This is a genomic window from Pedobacter sp. WC2501 (assembly GCF_052682415.1).
Genome location: NZ_JBQZFI010000001.1, coordinates 1075988 through 1101828 on the forward strand (window position 1 = coordinate 1075988; position 25841 = coordinate 1101828).

Sequence of the window (25841 nt, forward strand, 5' to 3'; positions counted from 1 at the left end):
TGCAAACTTAAGAAATAGTTGTCGTTATCTCAACCACGCAGCATCCGTTATCAATACAGATTTAAATAAAAAGGTCCGTCATTGCGAGGCACGAAGCAATCTTAATGCACAGGCTATTAGCGATCGTTGTAAGATTGCTTCGTCGGCTAAAAAAGCCTTCTCGCATCATATTAACGCACGATATTCAACGATTTCAAATATTCAGCGATCTTGTTTTTATAGTAATAATTTAAACTAGGAGGTACTTTCTGTAGCATATCATTACCATTTTGTTGCTGTTTTTTAAACTGATCGACCATTTTTTGATAGGATGGGGGGAATACCTTAGCGGCTTTACTTTCTCTTTTTGAATCTTCTTCCTGATCACGTTCAGCTTTTTCTGCTTCTAGTAATTTGGTTAATAATTCTTTTTGCCTGTTTAAGGTTTCTTGCTGCAAACGTTTGTTAACCAGATCGCTTTCAGTCTGTTTCATTTCTTTAATGGCTTCGTTTAGGTTGCCCATTTTACCTGTGCCATCTTTGTTCTCTTCACGGTTGATCTTTTCGAGTGCCTGGCGGATCATCTGTTGTTGCTGTGCCATTTTACCAAACTCCTGGCTCATTTGTCCTTTACCAACTGTACCTTGATTGCCCCCTTGTTTTTGCATCTGTTCCCTGGCTTTTTGCATGCTCTTATTCAGTTGTTCCTGCATTTGAGAGAGCTGCTTCATTCCTTGTTTTTGTTTCTTTCCGCTGCCGCCTTTACCGTTCTTCTGCATATTTTGCAGTTGACTTAATGCTTCGCTCAACATCAAAGTTAAATTATTGATAGAAGTCATGGTAAATTGCTGGAAACGATTAGCCTCAGATGTTCTTCTATCACCCAAATTTTCCAAACTTTTATCCAGGTTGAAGTTAATCTTATTCATCTCCTCGTTAACTGTCGATTCTATCTGGGGAACACGTTTACTTAGGCTGTATAAGCTGTCAGCGATAGTTTTAAGGTTGTCTTTAATGCTGCGCTGTTTCTGAACGTTGCTGGTATAGGAAGGATCTGCCGCGGTCATTTTCTTTAAAGCAAGCATTACTTTTTCCTGATCAAAAGAAGTGGTCAATAAATTTTCCAATAGGCGTCGTAACTCTTTAGCATTCAGGTTATTTTCCATTTCTTCACCCTGCTGCTGCATATCACTCATTTTTTTAGATAGTTTTTCCATCTGCTCACCAGCTTTTTGCTGTTTTTGGCTAGCGTTTTTTGAATCCTTTTTATCTAAAGCATCTTTACTATCCTGCTGTTCTTTTTGTATATCCTGAACATCTTTTTCAGGATTTTCGAAAGGATTGGGCCTTTCAAGCGACTGATTTTTTTCTTGCAGTTTTTTCAGGTCATCTTTCAGGTCTTTCATTTCCTTGTTAAGTGCATCCTGTTTCTGCTTTAACGATTCATTGTCCTGTTTTTTGTCTTTTGTTTGTTCTGCAAGCTCTTTTTGTTCTTTAGCAAGTTCATTTAACCGATCGATATCTGTTTGAAGATTTTGTTCAAATTCCAACTGTTTATAAAGTTCTAAAATCCTGTCGAGTTCATTTTTGAGGGTTTTATTGTCCAATTGCATTTTAGAAAGCTCCTGCTGTGTTTGATCTTTATTTTTCTCATTCATCAGGTTCTGCAGCTTTTGCAAAAGTTCTTTGGTTTTTTCATCCAATACATTATCAAAGAGGTCTTTGATCTGTTTTTGTTTTTCTAAAAGTTCTTCTGTTTGTTTTTGATCTTCCTGCTGCTGAATGTTTTTGTCGTTCTGTTCTTTAATTTCTTTTACAGCTTCATCAAGTTGTTTTTGTTTGTCCAAAAGGGCTTCAATCTGCTTTTTATCTTCGAAAGATATCTGTTTTTTATCAATCAGGCTTTCAGCTACTTTTTTGCTCTCTTTTTCGATGGTATTGGCCAAACGTATGGCTGACTGCACTTTCTTTTTTAGAGCCTGGTTGCTGGCGTTTACCTGTTCTGCAGTTTCTTTTTTTGTAGGCTGTTTAAAGGTTTTAATTTCTGACCGGGTAACTTTTGCGCCATTTACGCCATCATTGTCGGCTACTTCAAAGTAATACTCAATCTCCTGGCCGGGTTTGGCGGTGGCAGTTTTTAAATCCCAGAAATAGAAGAAAGTATTTTCTGTCGCATTGCTTTTAATCGCAATATTTTTGGTAACTGTGCTTACAATCCGGTTGTTTTCTTTAATGTTATACTTAAAACTTAAGTGACTAAAACCATAATCATCAGTCACTTGTCCGCTGAAATATAAAGCCTTATTGCTTACTGAATCGGGTTTTTCTTCAACAGAAATGCCAGGGGATTGATCTTTAATAACCGTAATTTGATGAGAAAGCGAATCTCTGATTGTTACATATTGGTTTTTAGGTGTGATGCTATATTTCGAATTATTCCTGATGGTGGCATTAAAGACCGATTCATTCTCCTCAACTTTTAAAACATTTTCGGTTCCGTTTAAAATAAACAGCATTGAACTGCTCTGACCGGTTTTAAAGTTCCAGGTAACTTTTGTGCCTTCGGGTAGAAGCATATCGCCAGCATTGGCAATCAACTCCTGTTTTTTGCCCAGATAAGCAGGGTAATTTAAAGTTGTGGTTGCATTTAGTAGTTCGGGGCGCGGTTTAACCAAAACGGTAAATGCAGCTGAGCTAAAGCCACCTCCTTTAAAAATCAATTTTTTATCGCTCTGTATATTTTTGATGTTGTAATTAAACTTACTGATGTTCTCTTTTTCGAGTTTATAGGTATTTTTTCCATCTTCAACGTAAATTTCGGCTGGAAGCTCGTCGCCGGTCAGTTTAACATTTAGTGTTAAATCATCACCCTGGGTAACGGTTAAACTCTTATTCAAAACCGTGAAACTGAAAGGCGCTTTAGGTACAATGTATTCATCGTACTTAAAAAAACTGTTTGTACCCTCGCGTAAAATAGCAGGTGCGATAATGGCAATTAACAGAATAATAGAAAGGGGAACAAAAAGATACTTTAAATACTTCCGGTTATCGTTAATACTAACGGCGCTGTAAAACGGAACAGGTTTAAGTTCGAGTATCTTTTGATCGATACTCGCGAGAATGAGGTGGTTATTTTCAGGATGTTTTTCAGATAAATGATGAAGTTGCAGAGTATTGAGTAATTTATCCTTAATATCGGAAAAGTGATTTCCGATGATAACCGATGCTTCGTCAAAAGTGAGGTGCTTACCTAGTTTTAACATGGCCAGCAAAGGTTTAATGATTAAAAAACCAACTAACAATACACTAATCAGTAAATAAGCAAAGAATACAAAGGTTTTAAATCCAGCTGTTGGGTTAAGGTAATAAAGGCTTAAAAAAACAACGAGGTACAGCCCTAAAAGTATGGCAGCGGCATAAATACTGCCACGCAAAATCTTATTTAAATAAAATTTGCGGATAAACTCATCTATCTTTCGTAATAAATCGCTGTAGTTATTGCTCACCATATCACTGTAAATGTAAAAATTGTTCCAGTCAATTGAAAGGAAAGTATATTTAGGTAACGTGTTTATTTCAAATAGTTTATCTGTTTTGCGATGATGAAGATATTATTTTTTATTCTCTGGAAAACAGGAGGAAGTGTTTCATAGCTGTTTTTAGTCCCGCTTTTTGCTGCAACAAAAGCAGAAAAAGCTTTTGGTTTCCGCTTCAATCGGGTTTATTTAACAAAGTATAAAGCCAATGGCCAGATGTACACACTGTGTTTATCTATGTGCGTCTGTGGATTGAAAATATTAATTTAAAAACTTTATCTTGTTTTTATTAATACAAAGGTTACATAGATTTTAAACTAGTGTTCTCATAAAAATCTACTTTTGATTTTTTGTATAATCATACCAAACATGAAACGAGTACTTATTTCTGCACTGATGTTGTTCATTTTTACTGCTTCTTTTGCTCAAAAATTTAACTGGAATAAAAACCAGGTAATTGCACACCGTGGCGCCTGGAAGAAAAATAATTTTCCTCAAAATTCCATCGCTTCTTTAAACGAAGCCATAAAACTGGGCTGTTATGGCTCAGAATTCGACGTATGGATGACGGCGGACGGTGTTCTGGTCATAAACCACGATCCGGAATTTCAGGGTTTAACGATTGAAAAAGTTAGTTATAATGAACTATTGACCAAAACCATGAGCAATGGCGAGAAAATTCCAACGCTTGAAGCTTATTTGCTGGAAGGCAAAAAGCAGAAAAGTACTAAACTGATTTTAGAGATCAAACCATCGCTCATCAGCAAAGAACGCGGTATCGATGTCACCAATAAATCCGTAGAAATGGTGCAGAAGTTAAAAGTTACCGATTGGGTTGAATACATCAGTTTTGATTACGATTACTGCAAGCGCGTTTTAGCATTATTACCAAAAGCAAAAGTGGCTTATTTGAGGGGGGAAATCAGTGCTGAGCAGGTGAAAGCCGATAAGTTAACAGGTGTTGATTATCATTATAGCGTTTACCAAAAGGATAACTGGATAGAAAATGCACAAAAACTGGGCTTAACCGTAAACGCCTGGACGGTAAATGCAGTACCTGAGATGCAGTGGCTTTTAGCCCATAAGGTAGATTACATTACGACTAACGAGCCTGAATTGCTTTTCGAAGAAATAAAAAAAACACCTGTTGCAGAGGGATGGAAGCTAAAATGGGCAGATGAATTTGATGATGCCGGATTGCCTTTAAGCAAAAACTGGAGTTATGATGTTGGTGGAAAGGGTTGGGGCAATAACGAACTTCAATATTACACTGATGCCGATAGTGCAAACGCCGTGGTAAAAAAAGGAAACCTGAGTATTACTGCGATAAAGGCTGATAAAGAGGCCAACCATTATACCTCAGCCAGGCTGGTCACAAAAAACAAATTTGATTTTAAATATGGCAGGGTAGAAGTACGTGCCATGTTACCAAAAGGCAGGGGCTTGTGGCCTGCAATATGGGCTTTACCAACCGATTCAAAATATGGTAGCTGGCCAAAAAGTGGCGAAATTGATATCATGGAACATGTAGGCTACGATCCTGATAGCGTGCATGGAACAGTACATACTGAAAAATTTAACCACGTTATTAAAACACAGGTTGGCAAGGCTTTAAAAGTTAATAATCCTTATACGGAATATCATGTTTATGCGATAGAGTGGTTTGCAGATCATATTGATTTCTTTATTGACGATCAAAAATACCTCACTTTTAACAATACCAAGAAAGGGTCTGGCGATTGGCCTTTCGATCAAAACTTCCACTTAATCTTAAATGTAGCTGTTGGTGGTGGCTGGGGCGGAAAAAAAGGAGTAGATGATGCTGTTTTCCCGGCAGCAATGAAGGTTGATTATGTAAGAGTTTTTCAGAAGTAATGGTTTGTTAGTTCAATAGTCATAATTAAACTAACCAGAACTCCGGATTGATTAGCGCTATAAATTAACTGCCCACTGAAAATTGCGAAGCTATATTGTGTAATTTATGGACTCACGTAGAGAATTTTTAAAAAAAGCGGCCTTGTTTGCCGGAGCCACTGGCATGGCCAACACCTTACCCAGTTCGGTGCTAAAAGCTATGTCCATTAATCCAGAGCCTGGCAGTACATTTTACGATGCGGAGCACATTGTTTTCCTGATGCAGGAAAACAGGTCCTTTGATCACATGTTTGGTAAAATGAAGGGGGTACGCGGCTTTAATGACCCACACGCACATATCCAACCCGATGGGAACAAAGTTTGGCTGCAAAAAGACGGACAGGGCTATACATATGCACCCTTTCATGTCGACATTAACAAAACAAAAATTACCTGGCAGGGCGGCTTACCCCACTCATGGAATGACCAGGTGGCAGCCCGGAACGGCGGACGTTACGATAAATGGTTGCCTGTTAAAAGCCCAATGACGCTGGCTTACTATGACCGGAATGATATTCCTTTTTATTATGCTATGGCCGATGCCTTTACGATCTGTGATCAGCATTTTTGCTCATCGTTAACCGGAACTACGCCAAACAGATTGTTCTTTTTTACAGGAACCGTTCGTGGAGAAAAAAGTGCAAATCAGATTGCGGTAGTTAATAACGATCAGGCTGAATCGCAAAATAATGTATTTGTAGACTGGCCAACTTTTCAGGAAACGTTGGAAGATAATGGTATTGATTGGCGCATTTACCAAAACGAACTGTGGACCTCCAAACTTCCGGAAGGCGAAATAGACGATTGGTTAGGAAATTATGGCGATAATCCTGTTGAATACATCAGCAGGCACAACGTGAAATTATCAGCTTATTTCAGAAAAAATGGCGATAATACGGTTAAACCGGCATTATCTGCTAAAGAAGTTCAGGAGAAATATGATAAATTATCTCAAAAAGAAAAAAATCTGATCGATAAAGCTTTTACCACCAATATTTCTCAAAACGATTACTTAGAACTTGAACCTTTCACGTTTAATAATGATCAAGGCCAATCAGAAACTATAAATGTTCCGAAAGGAGATATTTTTCACCAGTTCAGAAAGGACGTAGATAGTGGAAAATTACCAACGGTTTCATGGTTAGTTGCACCTCAACGTTTTTCAGATCATACCAGTTCGCCTTTATATGGAACATGGTATGTAAGTGAGGCTTTGGATATTTTAACTAAAAACCCTGAGGTTTGGAAAAAAACAATTTTTGTTTTAACCTATGATGAAAATGATGGCTATTTCGATCACCAGCCACCTTTTGTCGTTCCAGATCCTGATGATCCAAACAGTGGGAAGGTATCTTCCGGAATTAATTATGCAACAGATTTCGAGCCTAAGAAGGGGAGTCCGATTGGTTTGGGTTACCGTGTACCTTTGGTCATTGCCTCACCATGGAGTAAGGGTGGTTTCGTCAACTCGCAGGTTTTCGACCATACTTCATCATTAATGTTTATTGAAAAATGGCTGGCTAAAAAAACAGGCAAAACCATTAAAAGTAATAATATAAGTGATTGGAGAAGGAATGTCTGCGGCGATTTAACCTCAGTGTTTAGGCCGTATCATGGAGAAGAAATCAAATCTCCCGAACCCCTAAAACGCGATGTTGTGGTTACCAATATCGGGAATGCAAAAAATAAGCCTTCCCAGGTTGGCCCTACTGCACTCAATAAAACTGAAATTGCAAAAATAAATAAATTCGAAGCCTTTTCTGCTGAAACATCTAACCATGCTCCTAAGCAGGAGAATGGAACGAAACATGCCTGTGCTTTGCCTTATCATTTAACGGTTGATGCAAATTTGATTAACAATGAGATCGTACTTACTTTTCAGTCGGTAAAAACCTTGTTTGGAAGCGAAATAGAGACTGTTGGTGCACCTTTTAACATGAATACCATTGCTAAATTTAAAGGTGTTGCAGGCAAAACATGGGCCTATGCCGTAAAAGCTGGCGATGTATTAAAAGACAGCATTAAACTGGATGATTTTGATAATGAAATTTATGATCTTACAGTAAGTGGTCCGAATGGTTTTTACAGGAATTTCGCTGGCAGCAAAAGAAATCCATCTGTTGTTATTAAAGCATATCCGGAGCAAAGTGGTATGGTAAGCAAAAAACTTACAGGTGCCCTGGTTTTTGCTATCGAGAACAAAGGCGCTGGCATGGTAACACTTCAAATTGTAGATAATAAATACAAATCGGGAAGTAAAACGGTAACCATCAAGGCCAAATCAAGTACAAGGATCTCGTTTAATCTGGCTAAAAATGCCAATTGGTACGATTTCAGTATTGTGCAGCCTGGTAATGTTACATTTAAGCACCGTTATGCTGGTAAAATAGAAACCGGAGAAATTACAAAAACCGACCCGTACATGGGTAATGCATTATAAAATCCCCCTAAAAAGCTATCGTGTGGACACATCTACGTTAGCCTGTATTTGTTTTTAGTAAATATTCCTAAGGAGATCGTCATGCTGAATTTATTTCAGCATCTTTCCTGCTAAATAACCAGCTTTGATATCTAAAAAGCTATAGGTTAGAGATAAATGTAGATTTTTTCTCTCTATGCCTTACTGTGTCAACACAATTGAGTAAAACATTCTTCTATCGCTCTATGCCGCGGGGCATGGTACTTTGGAGCGCCAAAGTACCCAAAGCGCTTTGTCAATCCAGCAATGAGCCTTTTGCACAATCTCACACAGATCAAAAAAACAGCGACACTTTGTTTTGTGTTCAATATTTTTTAAAATTAAATCATCGGTTACGAACACAAAACCACTGCGTTTCAGGTTTGTTAGTGCCATTTTTACTTTTGTGCACCTGTTTTTTTGATTTCCCTGGCTCTTGGGATTGACATCGTCCTTGGTTAAAATCCGTGCTTTATTAAAGTTAGTTAGCAAAACGCCTAAACTAAACTTAAAAAAGATGTGTCCACACAATAGCTTAAAAAGGGGATGGCTTTTGACAGAAACTATGTTATTTGTATGATATGCAGAGTAAACCGTCAATATATCATAAAGACATAATATTGCTAATCAGCGACTTAAAGGACAACTAATTTTTATAGCCTGCTACTGGTTAGGGTCGGGTGATAAAAAAAACGATTTAAACAAAAAAGTCCCGGCAACAACCGGGACTTATATTTTTATTTCTTTTTAACTTAAAAATTAATCGGTAATTCTACCTGCGTTCTGTCCCAGCCAATAACTAGATGAGCACCTCCATTCACATCAATAAAGGTTAACGAAAAATATTCGATCGGTTTAGCCAGGGTTTTTACCGGAACATTTACACGAACAATATCTTTAGCTTGATTGTAGGTAAAAGCCCCCCATTTATCGGTTTCACTATTTACAATAATAGTCCAGGTATCTTTGTTAGGAATAGCGAACAGGCTATAGGTACCTGCTTTGATTTTCTTGCCGCCAATGCTTACTTTTTTGAAGAAACGAACTTCTGTACTTTCGTTCGCACCAAAACGCCAAACATTACCATATTGTTCTAAAACGCCAAAAATATCACGTCCTTTCTTTTGTGGGCGCGAGTAAACAATCTTTATAATCGGTTTTGTTGGATCTCCGGCTTTTGCCTTTGGGACATTAAGCGGAAAATAAACAATGTCTGCAGGACTTGGGTCTGCAGCAGGAAATTTTACTTCAGCGGGAGAGGCTTGTTGGGCCTTGGCGCTAAAACAAAAAAGAGCGAAAACAACAATGAAGATATTTTTCATTTGTAGGTTTTTGTTTTCAGTTGCGATGAGCATTCATGATTTTACAGTCATTTGTAAAATCATAACGGTCTCATTTGCTTTTGGATTAATTTTAAATCCTTGTAAGGATCTAATTGTATAAAAGGGCTAAAAACTAGTATTTTCTTCCTTTTACAATAGCGTTTAAAAATAAGCCTGCTGTTAACAAACCTAAAACACCACCTAATAAAGCGAAAATATAGTTTTGCGTAATGATTGCTCCAGTTAGAACTCCGAAGAATAAACCTAAAGCATAATATAACCAGTTGAAATTATTGCTGCTGTTCTCTTGTACACTCATGTTTTCTGTTATTTGGAGGCAAAGTTAGTATTTATTTTAAATTTTAATTTGTCATTATGTCTAAATTATAATTAATTATCAATTCCAGCCCATCTGTAATAAATATCTCTCTTCTGACGGCTCTCACCTTGATTCGGTATCCATCGGATTTATGACAGAATCCATTAACACGGCCGTCATTCCCGCGCAGGCGGGAATCTTAAAGCACTTGCATTATGATTCCCAATCGAGTTGGGAATGACGATCTCGTGCAGCCTGCCAGGGTTACGAAGATCACATCTAGTAAAAGAGCTTATTTCGTTCTCTAGGGTAATCATTTTAATTAAAAATCGAGGTTTTATCAAGAGAATGTAAAAGAAGTAGATAAACATTTGGAAGTTAATCAATCGTTTGATTAATTTTGTGTCGTTAAAAAGAAATGAAAACAGAAAAAGTAGATAAAAGACAGGCCATTCTTGAGGCAGCTGAAAAGCTGTTTTGCGAGACCGGGTACGAGGGTACTTCCACCCGCCAGATTGCTAAGGAATCTGGAGCGAACATGGCAATGATAAATTATTATTTCGGTTCTAAAGAAGGGGTTTTTGTGGAGATTATGAACGAGCGTATTGCTGGTTTTACTTCTCAGTTAAAAATCATCAATGAAGATAAGATTTCGGCATTAGAAAAATTGCACAGGGTTATAGAGGGCTATGTAAATAGGATATTGAATAACACCGCATTTCATAAAATGATGCACAGAGAATTGTCTTTAACCCAAAGGCCAGAAATGTACGATAAGATTAAAGATGCCATGAGCCACAACATGCAGATTATCGATCGGATTATCACAGATGGGATTGAAGATGGCAGCTTTAACAAGGTAGATGTACGGATGGTAATCGCTACCATTATGGGCACTATAACCAATATTGTTATTTCCCCCCATAAGGTAATGTCATGTTCAAACTTCGACCTGAACAACCCGAAAGACAAAAAAATTATTAAAGACAGGGCGGTTGCCCACTTACAAGATCTAACAACAGTTTATTTAACAACAAAAAGATGATACCCAAATCGATTAGATTAATGCTTGTGGCATCATTAATTCCGGCAGCTTTATTTGCACAGAGCAGCAAGGAATTAAATATCAACCAGGCAATAGAACTTGGCATAGCCAATAGTAAAAACTTAAAACTTTCTCAGAACAAAATTGATCAGGCTGTTGCAAAGTTGGAGGTAGTTAAAGACAATGCTTTACCAACCGGAAATGCAAGTTTTATATACAACCACGCTGAAATCCCTACCACTACTTTTACTTTACCAGGTAGTGAATCTTCTCTTCGCCTGCCTAAAAGAGCCGATGCTTTTGTCGGAACTGCTGCAGTACAGGAACTTGTTTACGGTGGTGGTAAATTGAAATATGCAAAAGAATCGACCAAATTATTGGCAGAGGTTGCACGTTTGGATGCCGATAAGAGTAAGGAAGAGATCACTTACGCAGTTATCAATACCTACTATTCTTTATATAAGGTTTTACAGAGTAGAAAAGTGGTTGATCAGAATTTAGAATCGATCGCTGCTCAGATTAAACAGGCACAACGTTTCTTCGAACAGGGCATTGTAACCAAAAACGATGTACTGCGTTTCCAATTGCAACAGGCAAACGTGACGTTAACACAAATGGATATCGAGAGCAACCGCAAAGTAATCAACTATAATTTAGATATTCTTTTAGGTTTACCAGAAGATACCGAAGTTAAAATTGTTGACCCAACCTTAGGCTTAAAAACACCGGGTTCTTTAAATGAATACATTGGTCAGGCTTTCGCTAACCGCCAGGAATTAAAACAACTTGATATTCAGAACAAAGTGGCCGATTTTAACATCAAAACCATTAAGGCAAATACTTTACCTACTGTTGGAGTTGGCGCAAACCTTTATTACATTAACCCAAGCGGTAACTTTATTCCGCCGGCAAACCAATATTTAATGCCGATTACTTTAGGTGCAACGGTTTCCTGGAATTTCGGAAACCTTTGGACCAATAAAAACAAAGTAAGCCAGGCAAAAATTGAACAAAGCGAAATTACCCTTCAGAAAGATATTTTATCTGATCAGCTAAAAACCGACATCAACAAAAACTTTCAGAATTACCAGGTTGCCATGAACAAAATCCAGGTTCTGGAAACGTCAATTGCACAGGCTACCGAAAACGATAAACTATTGGCATCGAAATATAAAAACAATGTGGCTTCGGTTACTGACCGCATTGATGCTGAAACCTTATTATACCAGGCAAAAATAAACTTGGAGATAGCTAAGGCAGATGCAGGTCTGGCTTACTATACACTATTAAAATCAACAGGAAAAATAACGCAATAAATACAGCAATGACAACTGAAAAGAAAAAAAAGAACATAGTAGTACCCATCATTTTAGGTGTTTTACTAGTAATAGGTGTAATCTTCGGGATTATAGAATGGAATTATTATAGCAAACACGTAGATACGGATGATGCTCAGATTGATGGTGATATCAGTCCTGTTGTTGCGCGTGTTGGTGGTTATGTAAAGGATATTAATTTTGAAGAAAATACACATGTAACTGAAGGACAGGTTTTAGTGAAACTTGACGATAACGATTACAAAGTGAAATTAGAGCAGGCACAATCTGGCCAAAAAGGAGCGAGTGCAGGTGTAGGAGTGGCGCAATCGCAAATTATCGCAACTCAGGCAAATACCAGTACTGCAAAAGCGAACGTAGCTGCGGCAAGGGTTAAATTAAACTTGGCCAATAAGGATTACGAACGTTATGCAAACCTTGTAAAAGACGGATCGATTACCCAACAAGCTTTCGATCAGGCTAAAGCCTCAAAAGAATCTGCGCAGGCAGCTTACCAGGCAGCAACCGATCAATACAATGCTGCAGTTAAACAGGTTGGTACTACACAATCGCAATTGGCTGTAAGCAGCAATGTAATCAGCCAGCGCCAGAGTGATATCGATTTTGCAAAGCTTCAGTTATCTTATACCGATATTAAAGCCCCTGCAACTGGTATCGTTTCTAAAAAGAATGTGCAAAAAGGACAACTGGTTCAGGCAGGCCAATCATTGTTTTCTGTTGTTAACGACGGAAGCATTTATGTAACTGCAAACTTTAAAGAGACGCAGTTAGAGAAAATTAAATCAGGTTCTAAAGTAGAAATAGAAGTAGATGCTTATCCTAAAGAAAAAATTCAGGGAGAGGTTTATAACTTCTCACCAATTACAGGTGCTAAAGGTTCATTATTGCCTCCTGATAATGCTACGGGTAACTTTGTTAAGGTTGTTCAACGTGTTCCGGTAAAAATCAAAATCCATCCATCAAAAGAAATGCAAGCTAAGTTACGCCCAGGAATGAGTGTTAAAGCTTCAGTTTCTACTAACTAATATTTAAAATGGCCGAAGTAGGTTTAAAAAAGTGGATTATTACCTTTACGGTTATCACAGCTTCTTTGTTGGAGCTGATTGATACAACGATCGTAAACGTAGCAATCCCTCAAATACAGGGAAACCTGGGTGCTACCCTTGAGGATATCGCCTGGTTATCTACTGGTTACGCCGTTGCGAACGTAATCATCCTGCCCATGTCGGGATGGTTAGGAAGTCGTTTCGGGCGTAAAAATTATTTCTTAACCTCCATTATCGTTTTTACACTTGTTTCATTTTTGTGCGGTAACGCAACATCACTAAACGAACTGATTCTATTCAGGATATTACAAGGTGTAGCTGGCGGGGGATTAATTTCTACCGCACAGGCAATCTTAATTGAAACCTGGCCACGTGAAGATGTGGGTATTGCAACAGCTCTGTTTGGTTTAGGTGCCGTTGTTGGCCCAACCGTAGGCCCAACCATTGGCGGTTATATTTTAGAGATTGCTGATTGGCCTTGGATTTTCTACGTAAATATTCCCGTCGGGATACTCGCCGCCTACTGTACCTACACTTTTATTCGAGAGACACCGAAAGACGGAAAAGGTAAGCCTGTAGATTGGTGGGGAATTGCATTGTTGGCAGTTGCTGTAGGTAGTTTACAAACCGTATTAGAAAAAGGCGAAAGCGAAGATTGGTTTTCTACACCCTATATCACCGCACTAGCTGTAGCTTCTGTTTTTGGTTTATTGCTGTTTATCTGGCGTGAAACGAGCACTGAATATCCGATTGTAAATCTTCGTATTATGAAAAAAAGAAGCTTTTCAATAGGTATGTTTACCTCTTTTGTTCTAGGTTTCGGATTGTACGGCTCTGTGTTTGTTTTTCCTGTTTTTGCACAAAATCTTTTAGGTTTTACGCCTTTACAAACAGGAAAGCTGTTTATCGCCGGCGGTATTTGTACCATTGCCATGATGCCGTTCATTGGTATTATGCTTAAAAAAGGGGTTCCGGCACAGTTCATGGCTACAGGAGGAATGTTTTTATTCTTCGTGTTCTGTTGGATGTTAAGTAATTCTACTTTAGCATCGGGAACAGGAGATTTCTTCTGGCCTTTGGTGATCAGGGGATTTGGTATGGCTTTATTGTTCGTGCCACTAACAACTTTGGCTATGCAGGATTTGTCAGGTCCTGAAATTGGTCAGGGTTCAGGGTTAAACAATATGAGTAGGCAGTTAGGAGGTTCTTTTGGTATTGCGGCATTAACAACGCTAATCCATCTTCGTTCAGGTTTCCACAGAAGCAGTTTACTCGCTAACATAAACGAATATAACCCTGCTTTTGTCCAGAAACTAAATGCTTTAACTTCAGGTTTTATGGCTAAAGGTTCTTCGTTTATAGATGCAAAACTAATGGCGATGAAAGCTATAGAGGGTTCGGTAATTAAACAAACAATGTTGTTAACTTATAATGATGCTTATTGGGTTGCAGGATTGATTATGTTATTCTCAATACCTTTATTATATCTTCAGAAATTTAAGAAAAATGCAAACATTGTTACGGATGCGCATTAAAATTTGCAAAGAAATGCCGTAAATAATGGCAAAAAATAAAAACAGCCGGTGTGTTTTATTACATCGGCTGTTTTAACCCAAAAAATTAACAATCAATGCAATGCCCTTAAACATTGCAAATGTCTTACTTAACCACATCGTGGCCAAATAAGATTTTAAAATTAAAATTTATTCTACAATTTTCCAAATTGTAAGCATTAGAATTTTAATACCTTATGCATTTTTTGTAGTATTACAGTATACAAAACTATTGCCTAAGCTATGCCCAAACTTCGTTTAACAACGCAACGTGAATCTATTTTTAACAATGAGGTAATCTCAAAATTCGAACTGTTTAACAGTTTATTTCTCACCTTGCCTTTTTACAAAATTAAGGATACCGGAACATTGCTTCCCCTTTTCTTTAAAAGCTGTGAAGAAGGAATTGCGAACGGAGAAAAACCTGCACAGATTATCGAAGAGTTTTTTGCCAAGTACACCAGCTATACCGAGCGTAAAGATATTGTTGACCTTCTTTTCCGGTTTATCCAGTATATAGAGCGTCAGGTTGTGCTTTTTGATGCTGTTGAAGATGCTTCTTTTACCAAGTTAAATACCACTGATGAGCAGAGTACATTGGCTTTTATTTTAAAAAAGAATGCCGATAATAAACCTGCACTGGCTAAAATTGAAAAACTGATTGATGAACTTTCGCTCCGTTTGGTTTTAACCGCACACCCTACCCAGTTTTATCCCGGCAGCGTTTTGGCCATCATTACTGATTTAACCAAGGCCATTAGGGATAACAACATCACCGCAATGAACTCGCTTTTACAACAGTTGGGTAAAACACCGTTTTTTAATAAAAAATCGCCAACACCTGTTGATGAAGCCTTAAACCTGGCCTGGTTCCTCGAAAATACTTTTTATTTTGCTGCGGCAAATATTCAGGAAGAAATAGATCAGAACCTCGATGAATACAACCTCGAAACCAAGAAAATTTTAGAACTTGGTTTCTGGCCGGGAGGTGATAGGGACGGAAATCCGAATATTCATGCCGATACCACTTTGGAGGTTTCTAAAATGTTGCGACAGATCCTTTTCCGCTGTTACTACCGTGATTTTAGGGTAATTAAACGCCGCATTACTTTTAGGGGAGTCGAAGAAAATATTGCAAAACTGCATGATGTGCTTTATCAAAATGCTTTTGATCAAACCTGCGAACTTCATGATATTTCTGATGAATTAAGGGACAACCTGAATAAAATTAAAGAAACCTTATTGGCGGAACATGAAGGTTTATTTGTTGACCTGGTTAACGACCTAATTCGTAAGATAGATCTATACGGTAACTATTTTGCTTCTTTAGATATCCGTCAGGATAGCCGCGTGTTGAGAAGCGTACATGCTTACTGCCGCGAAAATAAGCCGATTTCTTCATTATATCCTGCTGATTACGATAAATTATCAGAAGCTGAAAAACTAAACCTGATTTCTTTTAAAGAAGCAACCGTTGTTTATGCAAGCGAGCCTGATGCTTTAATTAAGGATACCATTGAGGTAATTAAAGAAATAAAGGGAATTCAAAAACGCAATGGCGAAAAAGCTTGTCACCGTTTTATTATCAGCAATTGCCAGCAAGCCAGCGATATTTTACAGTTGATCGAACTTTTCCTTTGGAACGGTTGGAGCAAAGAATCATTAACGATTGATTTTGTGCCGCTTTTTGAAACCGTTAACGATTTAAAAGGCGCTGCTGCTATTATGGATACCTTGTATAGCAATCCTTTTTATAAAGCGCATTTAGCGAGTCGTGGCAATAAACAGGATATTATGCTTGGTTATTCAGACAGTACCAAAGATGGCGGTTATTTAATGGCCAACTGGTCTATTTTTAACGGAAAAACCTCATTGTCGGCTATTTCTGCTAAACACAATATTCAATTGGCATTTTTTGATGGTCGTGGCGGACCTCCTGCACGTGGTGGTGGCAAAACACACCGTTTTTATGCCTCAATGGGTAAAGAAATTGCGAATAAAAACATGCAACTAACCGTTCAGGGGCAAACCATCAGTTCGCAATATGGTTCTGTAGAAAGTGCTGAATTTAACATTGAACAATTGATCAATGCTGGATTAACCTCCGGACTAAAGGAAAAACACAACATTCTTTTAGACCCTGAAAATAAAGCGCTGCTCGATGAAATGGCTGAAGAAAGTTATAAAGCTTTTGTGGATTTGCGTGAGCACCCATTATTTGTGAGTTATTTAGAGAAATTATCCCCTTTAAAATTGTTATCTCAGGCTAATATCAGCAGTCGCCCAGTAAAAAGAAACGGAGGCGGCGAAATGAAACTCGAAGATTTAAGGGCCATTAGTTTTGTAACGGCCTGGAGTATGCTGAAACAAAACGTTCCAGGTTTTTATGGGATGGGAACAGCTTTGAGAACTCAGGAAAAGGCAGGTAATTGGGATAAAGTGGTTAAGGTTTATCAGGATTCTGATTACCTGAAAACCATTGTAGATAACTGTATGATGAGCATGAGCAAATCAGACTTTGTAATTACGGCCCATTTGGCCAACGATAAAGAGTTTGGTGCCTTTTGGACTCAATTACACGAAGAGTTTAAATTAACCAAAGAGATGCTCTTAAAACTCTCAGGACAACCAACATTAATGGCTAATTATCCTGTAGATAAAAAATCGATTGCCACTCGTGAGAAAATTATTCTGCCTTTGGTATTGATTCAGCATTTCGCTTTAGAAAAACTTCAGCACGATCAGAATGAAAAAGACCAGCAAGCTTTAGAAAAGCTAGCGGTAAGAACAGTATTTGGTATTGTAAATGCCGGTAGGAATTTGGCCTAATACTTTCTGCCAGACCTCGAAGGTTTCAAAAACCTGCGAGGTTTAAAAATATAACGTCCAAGGCCTGTGTTCTCACAGACCTTTTTTATTACCTGCTGTCATTCTCAAAGGGTAGTCATTTCGACCGCAGTGGAGAAATCTTTTAACCATAGTTTAGAGATTTCTCCATTTCGCTGCGCTTCAGTCGAAATGACGGTCTTATTATTGGATCAGTTAGAATTACAAGACCCTGCAGCTCAAGCCTGATTGGACGAATACAGATTTTTCTATCGGCAGTAGGGAAAGGTACTGATGTGATCAATGGAAAACAGAACCTTACTTTCCAAAAAATAAGAATTTTTGGTGAATTTGTAATTCTGGAGGAACGAAGAATCTCAAACATAAGAAATAATGGACTCAGTAATGATTCATAAATTCTGTGTCTGCTGCTATGAGGCAGATTCTTCACTGCGTTCAGAATGACAAACCCATTTAAAAACAAAAAATCCCTCGCTGATTTTCATCTACAAGGGATTTTATATTTCGAAAAAGCCAGCTTAAGGCTTAAGACGATTATCGATCAATCGAACCCATCACTTTTTGGCCGAAAGCATTTAATGCGTCCTTTTCTGCTGCACCTTCACTCACCATCTGGTGTACTTCAAGCGCACCACAGATATTGGTAATCATTTCGCCTGCAACATCAACCTCGTGCTCACTAACGCCTCTAAACTCGCAAAAAGCCTCTAAAACTTCCAAAGTGGTCTCCAATTGTGCTGGAGTGGTATTTTGAAATAATTGTCTTATAACCGGAATCTTCATTACTTTATCTTGTTAAATAGTTCAATTAAACCTTCTGCTTTGTTGGTTTGCACCTGATCTACCAAGCTACCGCCTTCAAAAGCTGCAAAAGTTGGTAAATTATCAACGTTCGCAAATTTGCGTGAGTTTGGAAGTTTTTCGGCATCAACAATTAAGAAAGCTACATCTTCATTTTCTGAAGCCAGTTTTTTAAACTTAGGTTTCATGATTCTGCAGTTTCCGCACCAGGATGCAGCATACTGAACCATCACCTTTGAGTTATCGGCCAGATACTGTTGAAGATTATCTTCTGTTAATTCTAAAAACATAACGTTTATTTAATTAGTTAGCGGCTAAATATTCAGCTACGCCAGTTCTGTTTGCATTCATTGCTTCTTTTCCTTCTTCCCAGTTTGCAGGACAAACTTCACCATGTTTCTGCACGTGAGCGTAAGCATCAATTAAACGTAAATATTCTTTAACGTTTCTACCTAGTGGCATATCGTTAACACTTTCGTGGAAAACTTTACCAGTTTCGTCGATTAAATAAGTAGCCCTGAAAGTTACATTAGAACCTGAGAAAGATTCGTTTCCTTCTTCGTCGTAGTTAACTTCCTGATCTAAAATATCTAATATACCTGATAATTGTCTGTGTGTATCTGCTAAAATTGGATAAGTAACACCTTCAATACCACCATTATCTTTTGGGGTATTTAACCATGCGAAGTGAACTTCGTTGGTATCGCAAGATGCACCGATTACAATTGTATTTCTTTTTTCAAACTCAGGTAAAGCAGCTTGGAAAGCATGTAATTCTGTAGGGCAAACAAAGGTGAAATCTTTTGGATACCAGAATAATAACACTTTACTATTTTTGTTTACAGCTTCTTCAAATACATTGATTTTCAAGTCATCACCCATGTCCGACATTGCATCAATACTAACACTCGGGAATTTTTTACCTACTATTGCCATAATTTTTTGTCTTTAATTTTGTTGGTACAAAGGTAAGGCTAAAAGAGGTGTCAATCAACCCCGATCTACTAATAGTTAATTGTATTTATTGATAACGATATAGATGAAAACTATATTGTTTATGTGAAGTATAGCGGGGTTCTATTTTTTATAAAATGTCCATCATCTCGACTGAAACGCAGTGGAATGGAGAGATCCATCTTGATAGATTTAGCTTCGCTGAGCACTTCGTGGTTCTCGGCTACGCCTCTCTTCGCTCGAAATGGAAGGTTACTTCTTCAAAGTATTCTCATATAGCTTAAATATCCTTTTATACTCATCTGTCCAGCTGCTTGGCTCGATAAAACCATGGTCCTCTACCGGATAAACGGCAAGTTCCCAATTGTTTTTACCCAGTTCTATAAAACGCTGTGTAATCCGCACAATATCCTGAAAATGCACATTTACATCCACCATGCCATGTGCCATTAAAAGATTGCCCTTTAATTTATCGGCGAAGTAAATTGGCGAACTTCTTTTATAGGCAATCGGGTCGTTATAAGGCTCGTTTAAAATATTTGAGGTATAGCCATGGTTATAATGTGCCCAATCGGTAACCGAACGTAAAGCAGCACCACTTGCAAAAACATCCGATTCGTTGAACATGGCCATCAGCGTGATAAAACCACCATAAGAGCCGCCGTATAAACCAACGTGCTGCGGATTAACACCATATTTCTCTACCAAAAATTTAACACCATCGGCCTGGTCGGTTAAATCTTTTCCGCCCATGTGGCGGTAAATGCCGGTGCGGTGATCGCGGCCATAACCAGAACTTCCGGTATAATCGATATCGATTACGGTATAACCATTGTCGGCCAGCAAATTGTTAAACATAAATTCGCGAAAGTAGGTGCTCCATCCAAAGTGTACGTTTTGTAAATATCCTGCACCATGCACAAAAACTACCGCAGGATGGTTAGGGTGTGGATTGTCTGATTTATAAACCCTTGCATAAACGTCCGCACCATAACGGTTTTTAAAAGTAACCATATCGGGTTGACGCCATTTGTAAGAATTAAATTCGGCAGAAGTAGATTGCGTAACCTGTACGGCTTTAGCCCCCGCTCTATTTGGCTGGAGATACAGTTCTCCGGGTTTGTCCATGAAAGAATAATTAATGGCAAGGTATTTCTCATCAGGAGAAAGGGTAATGTCATTTAAGCCCTTCATGGTGGTAATTTGAACAAGTTCACCGCCATTTACACCAATTTTAAAGAAATTGGTAATCCCTGGGTGTTCTTTATTCGCTTTGATATAAAAAGTATTTCTATCTTTTGATAACTGTACCGATTGTACTTCCCATTTGCCGGCAGTAAGTTGTTTTTTATCACCTGTAGCTACATTAACCACATAAAGGTGCGAATATCCTGTCGCTTCGCTTTGATAGTAAAAGCGGTTATTATCGATCCAGCCTGTGCTGCCCTGGTAAAAACCGCTAATGCCTGGTCCACCAATCCATGCTTCGTCGCGCTGGCGGTCGACCAAAGAAAATTTTCCTGTTAAGGCATCCAGCTTCAGGATCCAGCGGTCTTTATTATCGGTAGAAGTAGCCATAACAATTGCAGAATTTCCATTATCATTCCAAAACGGACCAAAGAAATTTACAGGCCGGTCGGCATTTTTCTTTTTTAAGGTATCCAGTTCCTTTGGATAATCTTTCAGGTAATCAGGCAAGTCTTTTATACCGGTAATGGTTGAGGTTTGGATCGCATAAACAGTATCCCGTTGTGTATCATAAATAAAACCCAGCGAGGTATTTTCATTTTCACCAACTTTTGTTCTACCCTGAATATCTTCGGTATAACCTGAAGAAGTAACATAGTTCGGAACAATGGTATTGTGGTTGTTCTGTGCCGGCGTAGTTAATTTATAAGTAATAAAATGTCCATCAGGGCTAATGATTACGCCATTTAAAAACTTGTCTTCAGTATATAGCTCTTTTAACGGTTTTGTATCTGCAGCGGTACTTCCAAAGCGGCCTCTTCCACCGCGTGAACCGTTTTTGGCTTCTGCATTTCGTTTTTTAATAATATCGAAGAGTTCGGTTTGTTGTGCTTTTAACCATTTATCCTGTTCGGTAGTAGGTTTGCTTTCTGCTCTTCCGGCTTTTTTACCTTTAACAAAATTGGTAAGCTGTTTGGTTTCTGCTGATTTTAAATCAACCACGAAAAGATTATCGCCCAGTTGGTAAACAACATTTCCATTGGTTAAAAAAGCCGGACTGCTTTCCCTCTCCTGAGTACTGGTTAAGCGCGTTTCCTTATTCGTTTTGAAGTTCTGTAAATAAATATCTCCGCTTTTTTCTACCAAACCAAGGGAGCGATCGGCATTGTAGGTGTAGTTTAAACTCAATAGTTTTTCATCTTCCTTTTCCGCGGCTTTAACAGGTTTTGAAGAAGCAGCCGAAACTTTGAATAATTCTTCTTTGGCTTTATTTTCAGGGTTCCAGTTAAAATATAGGGTTTTGCTATCTGCCGTCCAGCGGAAATTAGTTGGCGAAATACCCATCCATTTTGGGTCGCGCATAATTTTTTCGACAGTTAAAGGGGCCAGTTGTTGTGCAAAAGCATACTCGCCTGTGCAAAGCAAAAGGAAAAGTAAATATTTCTTCATGAATTTTAGGTTTGGATGCAATTTAGGCAAAGCGCCACCTAATTTTAAAAGGAAATGGAAATGTTACAACCTCACCCTTCAAATGTCAGTGCCCATTGCAAAGGCTGTGCGCTCCCTCTCCTTAAGGAGAGGGAGCTAAAGGCAGGATTGGCTGCACGAGCGTTGATAGGGTGAGGTTAACGGATCACCCTGCCAGTTTTATCTACATTGACAACATCAAAAGGCTTTAAATATTCGTTTATGATGACTGCAAATTCGCGTCTGCTCAATTCTTTTTTAAGATCGTAATTACTGCTAAACCTATAATTTTTGTTCCATTTTTTCTGAAGTTCGGCTTTTGTAGCATCAACTGATTTATTCCCCACATAACAAACCAGGGAAATGGTGTTTTCTAAGTTAATGGGGATATTCTGATGATCGTCGAACCAGATCTGTGCTTTATAATAATATTCTTTGATCGGTTCTTTTATCTCTTGATAAGTAACTTCTTTTTCAGGTGCGAAATAAGCTTTTCCCTTTGTGATTTCTGCTTTAATAATCCCTGTAATACCTACTTTTTGAATGGCTAACCAATTGGAATCCGTCATTTTTACATCTTCAAAGGGCATTAACGCGTGCTTATAGGCCAATAATTCTCCCTGGATTCTTTTTAAATTTGACAAACTGATTTTGGTGTCGAAAAATGCGGCATAAGCTGCGGTTGCCCCGGCTGCTTGTCCAATTTCAAATTGATCTTTAGAGATATAAAGCAAATTTTCCTGATCTGGGATCAATAAGCTGTACAGGGATAAAAAGCTGGCTCCTGAAGAAATCCTGGATATAGTTGTCCGGTAAGTATTTTCGTTATAGTTTAACGGACTTGAAGATGCAGGATTTAAAGTGGAGATTTTTAGTTCCGAAAGCAATTTTTCAGGGTTGTCGGCTAGCACAAGAATTTTGGCTTTAATGCTTTTATCTTTTGTGAGATTTACTTCCCAACCACTGCCAGAACGTTTAATTTCTGTGTAAGTTGTGTTGTTGATGACGTTTAAAAGTAAGGTGCTATCTACCACAATTACTTTTGTCCGGCTTTTTTTATCCGGTTTAGGTTTTGGGCTTTCCAGGCTTTTCGCATTTTCAGTTTCCCGCTTTAAAAAACTTTGGTAAAAAGGCAGTAAAGCCCTTTTGGCTTCAGCTATTTTATTTAAATCCAACGGTTCTTTTTGGGTAAGCTGGATGGTTTTTACGCCCGATTTAAAAGACTGAAAAGATGCGGCATAAGCAGCATCGCCGTTGCCGATAACCAGTACATCTGTTTTTATGGTTTGGGCATGGATAACAAGTGGAATTATGAATGCGAAAACAAAAAACAATCTTTTCATCTTTTATTATTAAAATTTGCTGCAATATGCTTTAAATGAATGAATTTTTAATGAAAAGGCTGTGTTTTAACTAAATTTAACTCGTAATTTAAGGAAAATCGATAAGTGTAAAAGCAAGTAATAATAAGTGATTATGGAACAACGGATAAAGTCGGTTTTCGATTTACAGCAAAAATATAAATTCGATTTACGCAAAACAGATGTTAAAGCCCGTATCGGGAAGTTAAAATTACTTAAGCACGCTCTGGAAAAAGCCGAAGAGGAAATATTCTGCGCTTTAGAAAAGGATCTGCGTAAAAACCGTTTCGAAAGTGCTGTAACTGAACTGTACTTTACCTATGCTGAAATCGACTTTGCCATCAAAAAATTGAAAGGGTGGATGAAACCGAAATCAGCAGGCCGAACCATGAGCAATTTTTTTGCGAGTAATAAAATCTATTATGAACCCAAAGGTGTTTGTTTGATTATTGCCCCATGGAATTACCCATTACAATTGATGATGAGTCCTTTGGTTTCGGCAGTAGCGGCAGGAAATTGTGTGATCCTTAAACCGTCCGAATTAAGCGAAGCAACAGCCGGCGTGATCAGTAAATTAATTGCAGCCACTTTTGAACCCAAGGAAATTGCCTGTTTTGAAGGAGATGCCAATGTTTCTAGCGAACTGCTAAAACTCCCGTTTGACCATATCTTTTTCACCGGAAGCACCGCAATTGGTAAAGTAGTAATGGAAGCTGCGGCAAAAAACCTGACCTCGGTTACTTTGGAGCTTGGAGGAAAATCACCGGCTATTGTAGACGGAACCTGTGATATTAAAAAGGCTGCTGAAAAAATCGCCTGGGGTAAACTGGTTAATGCAGGGCAGACCTGTATTGCACCGGATTATGTCCTCATCGAAGAAAATAAGCAGAGTGATTTTATTGAACATTACAAAATTGCAGTCGGAAAAATGTTCGGTGAAGGCGCTGGAATTAATAAAAATGATTATGCCAAAATCATTAACGATAAACAGTTTAAGCGTTTAAATAAACTAAAAGAAGATGCGATTGCCGATGGAGCAGTATTAGCTTTTGGTGGAGAAACAGATGAGAAAAGTTTAACCCTAATGCCCACAATTTTAACTTCAGTAAATGAAAAAAGTGCCATCATGCAGGAGGAAATATTCGGCCCGGTTTTACCTGTAATTACCTTTAAAAACCTGGAGGAAGCTATTGATTTACTGAATAGCAAAAACAAGCCTTTAGCACTGTATATTTTTTCTGGTAGCGGGCAGAACCAGCGTAAAATCATAAACGAAACCAGCGCTGGCGGAACCTGCGTAAACGACGTGCTGGTTCACATCAGTAACCCTAATTTGCCTTTTGGTGGTGTTAACAGCAGTGGGGTAGGAAGCTGTCATGGTATTTTTGGTTTTAAAACCTTTTCGCATGAGAGGTCTGTTGTTTTTCAATCAAAATTGGGTTTAACCAAAATGATTTATCCTCCGTATGCGCCAAAAATGGGGTTATTGAAATGGTTAAAGAAATTGATGTAGATGAAACCTCCTTAAATAAAGTGAAATAAAGAAAGAATCGTCATTGCGAGGTACGAAGCAATCTTAATGCGCACGCTGTTAGCGATCGTTGTAAGATTGCTTCGTCGGCTGAAAAAGCCTTCTCGCAATGACGACCTCGTGCGGCTTGTAGTGATCTTTGCGGTTAAAAACTCGATAATTCTCCTTATTTTGGTTCCATGGATTTAGAACAACTTAAATACCCGATCGGTCAATTTGCTATGCCTGATATTTTCGATCAAAAACAAATTGATACCTGGATTTCTGAAATAGAGGCATTACCTGGCCAGATTAAAAAGGCTACAGAAAATTTAACAGATGAAGAACTGAATCAAACCTATCGTCCAGGAGGCTGGACATTGAGGCAGGTTGTTCATCATGTTCCGGACAGTCATCTCAATGCCTATATCCGTTTTAAGCAGGCCATTACTGAAGAAATTCCGGTAATCAGACCATATTATGAGGAACGCTGGGCAGAAACCGAAGAAGCAAGAAATGGTGACATCAAATTGTCGATTGAGCTGTTAACTGGTTTACATCAGCGTTGGGTTGCTTTTTTAAAAACACTGAAAGTAGAAGATTACCAGAGGAAATACATTCATCCTGCCCAGAATAAAGAACTCACTTTGGCCAATATGCTGGGCATGTATGCCTGGCACGGAAAACACCACCTGGCACACATTACCAATACCATAACAAAATGAAAAGAATCTATTTATACTCCTTGATTTTATTTTTTGTTGGATTTTACGGCAATGTTAAAGCGCAAAAAGATCCATCAAAAATCTTTTCTTTTGTATTAGGTTCATGGGAAATGCAGACTCCCAAAGGTAAAATTGTGGAACAATGGAGCCAGGGTGCCGATAAAATACTGAAAGGCAAGAGTTATCGTGTCAATGCAAAAGGAGATAGCGTTCTTACCGAAACCTTACAGATCAGAAAAATAGGAAAAGATGTTTTCTATTGTTCAACGGTTGCTAATCAGAATGAAGGTGAGGAAGTCTGTTTTAAGCTTATTTCCACAAAAGATCAGATCTATATTTTCGAAAATACGGCACACGATTTTCCGCAAAGAATAGTTTATCAAAACCAGGGGAAAAATGAAATGCTCGCCTGGATTGAAGGTGAACTTAATGGGAAAAGCCGAAAATCGGAATTTAGATATAAGCGGCAATAGACGATT

The 25841-nt window shown here is 38.3% G+C and carries 18 protein-coding genes; 10 read left to right on the forward strand and 8 right to left on the reverse strand.

The annotated features are described in order from the left end of the window. Positions 1-170: 170 nt before the first annotated feature. Positions 171-3488 (reverse strand): DUF4175 family protein, encoded by a 3318-nt coding sequence (locus ACUN24_RS04620; RefSeq protein ID WP_445561454.1) that lies wholly within the window; start codon positions 3486-3488, stop codon positions 171-173. Between the two features lie 396 nt (positions 3489-3884). Here ACUN24_RS04620 and ACUN24_RS04625 point away from each other — a divergent pair, with 396 nt between their 5' ends. Both ACUN24_RS04625 and ACUN24_RS04630 read left to right on the forward strand, forming a co-directional pair. After that, a complete protein-coding gene (locus tag ACUN24_RS04625) occupies positions 3885-5390 on the forward strand; it encodes a glycerophosphodiester phosphodiesterase family protein (RefSeq protein ID WP_445561455.1) in 1506 nt (501 codons plus the stop codon). A gap of 106 nt (positions 5391-5496) precedes the next feature. Then, positions 5497-7869, forward strand: a complete 2373-nt coding sequence (locus tag ACUN24_RS04630; protein ID WP_445561456.1) for a phosphocholine-specific phospholipase C — start codon at positions 5497-5499, stop codon at positions 7867-7869. Between the two features lie 770 nt (positions 7870-8639). Here ACUN24_RS04630 and ACUN24_RS04635 read toward each other — a convergent pair. Next, a complete protein-coding gene (locus ACUN24_RS04635) occupies positions 8640-9209 on the reverse strand; it encodes a DUF2911 domain-containing protein (protein ID WP_445561457.1) in 570 nt (189 codons plus the stop codon). Positions 9210-9342: 133 nt separating this feature from the next. Beyond that, entirely contained in the window at positions 9343-9528 is a 186-nt protein-coding gene (locus ACUN24_RS04640; RefSeq protein ID WP_025141696.1) for a hypothetical protein, read from the reverse strand. 418 nt (positions 9529-9946) lie between these two features. On the opposite strand from ACUN24_RS04640, the gene ACUN24_RS04645 reads away from it, so the two are divergent. From ACUN24_RS04645 to ACUN24_RS04665, 5 genes are all read left to right on the forward strand, one after another. After that, positions 9947-10573 (forward strand): TetR/AcrR family transcriptional regulator, encoded by a 627-nt coding sequence (locus ACUN24_RS04645; RefSeq protein WP_445561458.1) that lies wholly within the window; start codon positions 9947-9949, stop codon positions 10571-10573. Continuing rightward, complete coding sequence (locus tag ACUN24_RS04650) at positions 10570-11889, forward strand: TolC family protein (protein ID WP_445561459.1); 1320 nt, start codon at positions 10570-10572, stop codon at positions 11887-11889. Before ACUN24_RS04645 ends, ACUN24_RS04650 begins: the two co-directional genes overlap by 4 nt. 8 nt (positions 11890-11897) lie before the next feature. Further along, on the forward strand, positions 11898-12935 hold the full coding sequence (locus ACUN24_RS04655) for an HlyD family secretion protein (RefSeq protein ID WP_445561460.1): 1038 nt from the start codon (positions 11898-11900) through the stop codon (positions 12933-12935). A gap of 8 nt (positions 12936-12943) precedes the next feature. Then, positions 12944-14491, forward strand: a complete 1548-nt coding sequence (locus ACUN24_RS04660; RefSeq protein ID WP_445561461.1) for a DHA2 family efflux MFS transporter permease subunit — start codon at positions 12944-12946, stop codon at positions 14489-14491. Between the two features lie 261 nt (positions 14492-14752). Beyond that, on the forward strand, positions 14753-17338 hold the full coding sequence (locus ACUN24_RS04665) for a phosphoenolpyruvate carboxylase (RefSeq protein ID WP_445561462.1): 2586 nt from the start codon (positions 14753-14755) through the stop codon (positions 17336-17338). A gap of 552 nt (positions 17339-17890) precedes the next feature. On the opposite strand, the gene ACUN24_RS04670 is transcribed toward ACUN24_RS04665, so the two are convergent. From ACUN24_RS04670 to ACUN24_RS04690, 5 genes are all read right to left on the reverse strand, one after another. Then, positions 17891-18139: a DUF6952 family protein gene (locus ACUN24_RS04670; protein WP_010599336.1), complete on the reverse strand. Its 249-nt coding sequence runs from the start codon at positions 18137-18139 to the stop codon at positions 17891-17893. Beyond that, positions 18139-18447, reverse strand: coding sequence for a thioredoxin family protein (locus tag ACUN24_RS04675; RefSeq protein ID WP_025141703.1), 309 nt, complete (start codon positions 18445-18447; stop codon positions 18139-18141). The genes ACUN24_RS04670 and ACUN24_RS04675 overlap by 1 nt, the downstream gene beginning before the upstream one ends. A 13-nt stretch (positions 18448-18460) precedes the next feature. Then, positions 18461-19093, reverse strand: coding sequence for a peroxiredoxin (locus ACUN24_RS04680; RefSeq protein ID WP_039479644.1), 633 nt, complete (start codon positions 19091-19093; stop codon positions 18461-18463). A 270-nt stretch (positions 19094-19363) separates the two neighbouring features. Beyond that, a complete protein-coding gene (locus ACUN24_RS04685) occupies positions 19364-21748 on the reverse strand; it encodes a prolyl oligopeptidase family serine peptidase (protein WP_445561463.1) in 2385 nt (794 codons plus the stop codon). Between the two features lie 176 nt (positions 21749-21924). After that, complete coding sequence (locus ACUN24_RS04690) at positions 21925-23109, reverse strand: hypothetical protein (protein ID WP_445561464.1); 1185 nt, start codon at positions 23107-23109, stop codon at positions 21925-21927. A gap of 133 nt (positions 23110-23242) precedes the next feature. Here ACUN24_RS04690 and ACUN24_RS04695 point away from each other — a divergent pair, with 133 nt between their 5' ends. The 3 genes from ACUN24_RS04695 (at position 23243) to ACUN24_RS04705 (ending at position 25835) form a co-directional block, all read left to right on the forward strand. Next, a complete protein-coding gene (locus ACUN24_RS04695; protein WP_445561465.1) occupies positions 23243-24640 on the forward strand; it encodes an aldehyde dehydrogenase family protein in 1398 nt (465 codons plus the stop codon). A gap of 197 nt (positions 24641-24837) precedes the next feature. Continuing rightward, positions 24838-25362 (forward strand): YfiT family bacillithiol transferase, encoded by a 525-nt coding sequence (locus ACUN24_RS04700; RefSeq protein WP_445561466.1) that lies wholly within the window; start codon positions 24838-24840, stop codon positions 25360-25362. Continuing rightward, positions 25359-25835, forward strand: coding sequence for a DUF6265 family protein (locus ACUN24_RS04705; RefSeq protein ID WP_445561467.1), 477 nt, complete (start codon positions 25359-25361; stop codon positions 25833-25835). The genes ACUN24_RS04700 and ACUN24_RS04705 overlap by 4 nt, the downstream gene beginning before the upstream one ends. The last annotated feature ends 6 nt before the right edge of the window (positions 25836-25841 follow it).

Coding starts and splice junctions, on each gene's coding strand:
- ACUN24_RS04700 (WP_445561466.1), top strand. CDS start 24,838: ATGGATTTAGAACAACTTAAATACCCGATCGGTCAATTTGCTATGCCT.
- ACUN24_RS04695 (WP_445561465.1), top strand. CDS start 23,243: ATGGAACAACGGATAAAGTCGGTTTTCGATTTACAGCAAAAATATAAA.
- ACUN24_RS04660 (WP_445561461.1), top strand. CDS start 12,944: ATGGCCGAAGTAGGTTTAAAAAAGTGGATTATTACCTTTACGGTTATC.
- ACUN24_RS04655 (WP_445561460.1), top strand. CDS start 11,898: ATGACAACTGAAAAGAAAAAAAAGAACATAGTAGTACCCATCATTTTA.
- ACUN24_RS04620 (WP_445561454.1), bottom strand. CDS start 3,488: ATGGTGAGCAATAACTACAGCGATTTATTACGAAAGATAGATGAGTTT.
- ACUN24_RS04640 (WP_025141696.1), bottom strand. CDS start 9,528: ATGAGTGTACAAGAGAACAGCAGCAATAATTTCAACTGGTTATATTAT.
- ACUN24_RS04670 (WP_010599336.1), bottom strand. CDS start 18,139: ATGAAGATTCCGGTTATAAGACAATTATTTCAAAATACCACTCCAGCA.
- ACUN24_RS04675 (WP_025141703.1), bottom strand. CDS start 18,447: ATGTTTTTAGAATTAACAGAAGATAATCTTCAACAGTATCTGGCCGAT.
- ACUN24_RS04690 (WP_445561464.1), bottom strand. CDS start 23,109: ATGAAAAGATTGTTTTTTGTTTTCGCATTCATAATTCCACTTGTTATC.
- ACUN24_RS04650 (WP_445561459.1), top strand. CDS start 10,570: ATGATACCCAAATCGATTAGATTAATGCTTGTGGCATCATTAATTCCG.
- ACUN24_RS04630 (WP_445561456.1), top strand. CDS start 5,497: ATGGACTCACGTAGAGAATTTTTAAAAAAAGCGGCCTTGTTTGCCGGA.
- ACUN24_RS04625 (WP_445561455.1), top strand. CDS start 3,885: ATGAAACGAGTACTTATTTCTGCACTGATGTTGTTCATTTTTACTGCT.
- ACUN24_RS04705 (WP_445561467.1), top strand. CDS start 25,359: ATGAAAAGAATCTATTTATACTCCTTGATTTTATTTTTTGTTGGATTT.
- ACUN24_RS04665 (WP_445561462.1), top strand. CDS start 14,753: ATGCCCAAACTTCGTTTAACAACGCAACGTGAATCTATTTTTAACAAT.
- ACUN24_RS04635 (WP_445561457.1), bottom strand. CDS start 9,209: ATGAAAAATATCTTCATTGTTGTTTTCGCTCTTTTTTGTTTTAGCGCC.
- ACUN24_RS04680 (WP_039479644.1), bottom strand. CDS start 19,093: ATGGCAATAGTAGGTAAAAAATTCCCGAGTGTTAGTATTGATGCAATG.
- ACUN24_RS04685 (WP_445561463.1), bottom strand. CDS start 21,748: ATGAAGAAATATTTACTTTTCCTTTTGCTTTGCACAGGCGAGTATGCT.
- ACUN24_RS04645 (WP_445561458.1), top strand. CDS start 9,947: ATGAAAACAGAAAAAGTAGATAAAAGACAGGCCATTCTTGAGGCAGCT.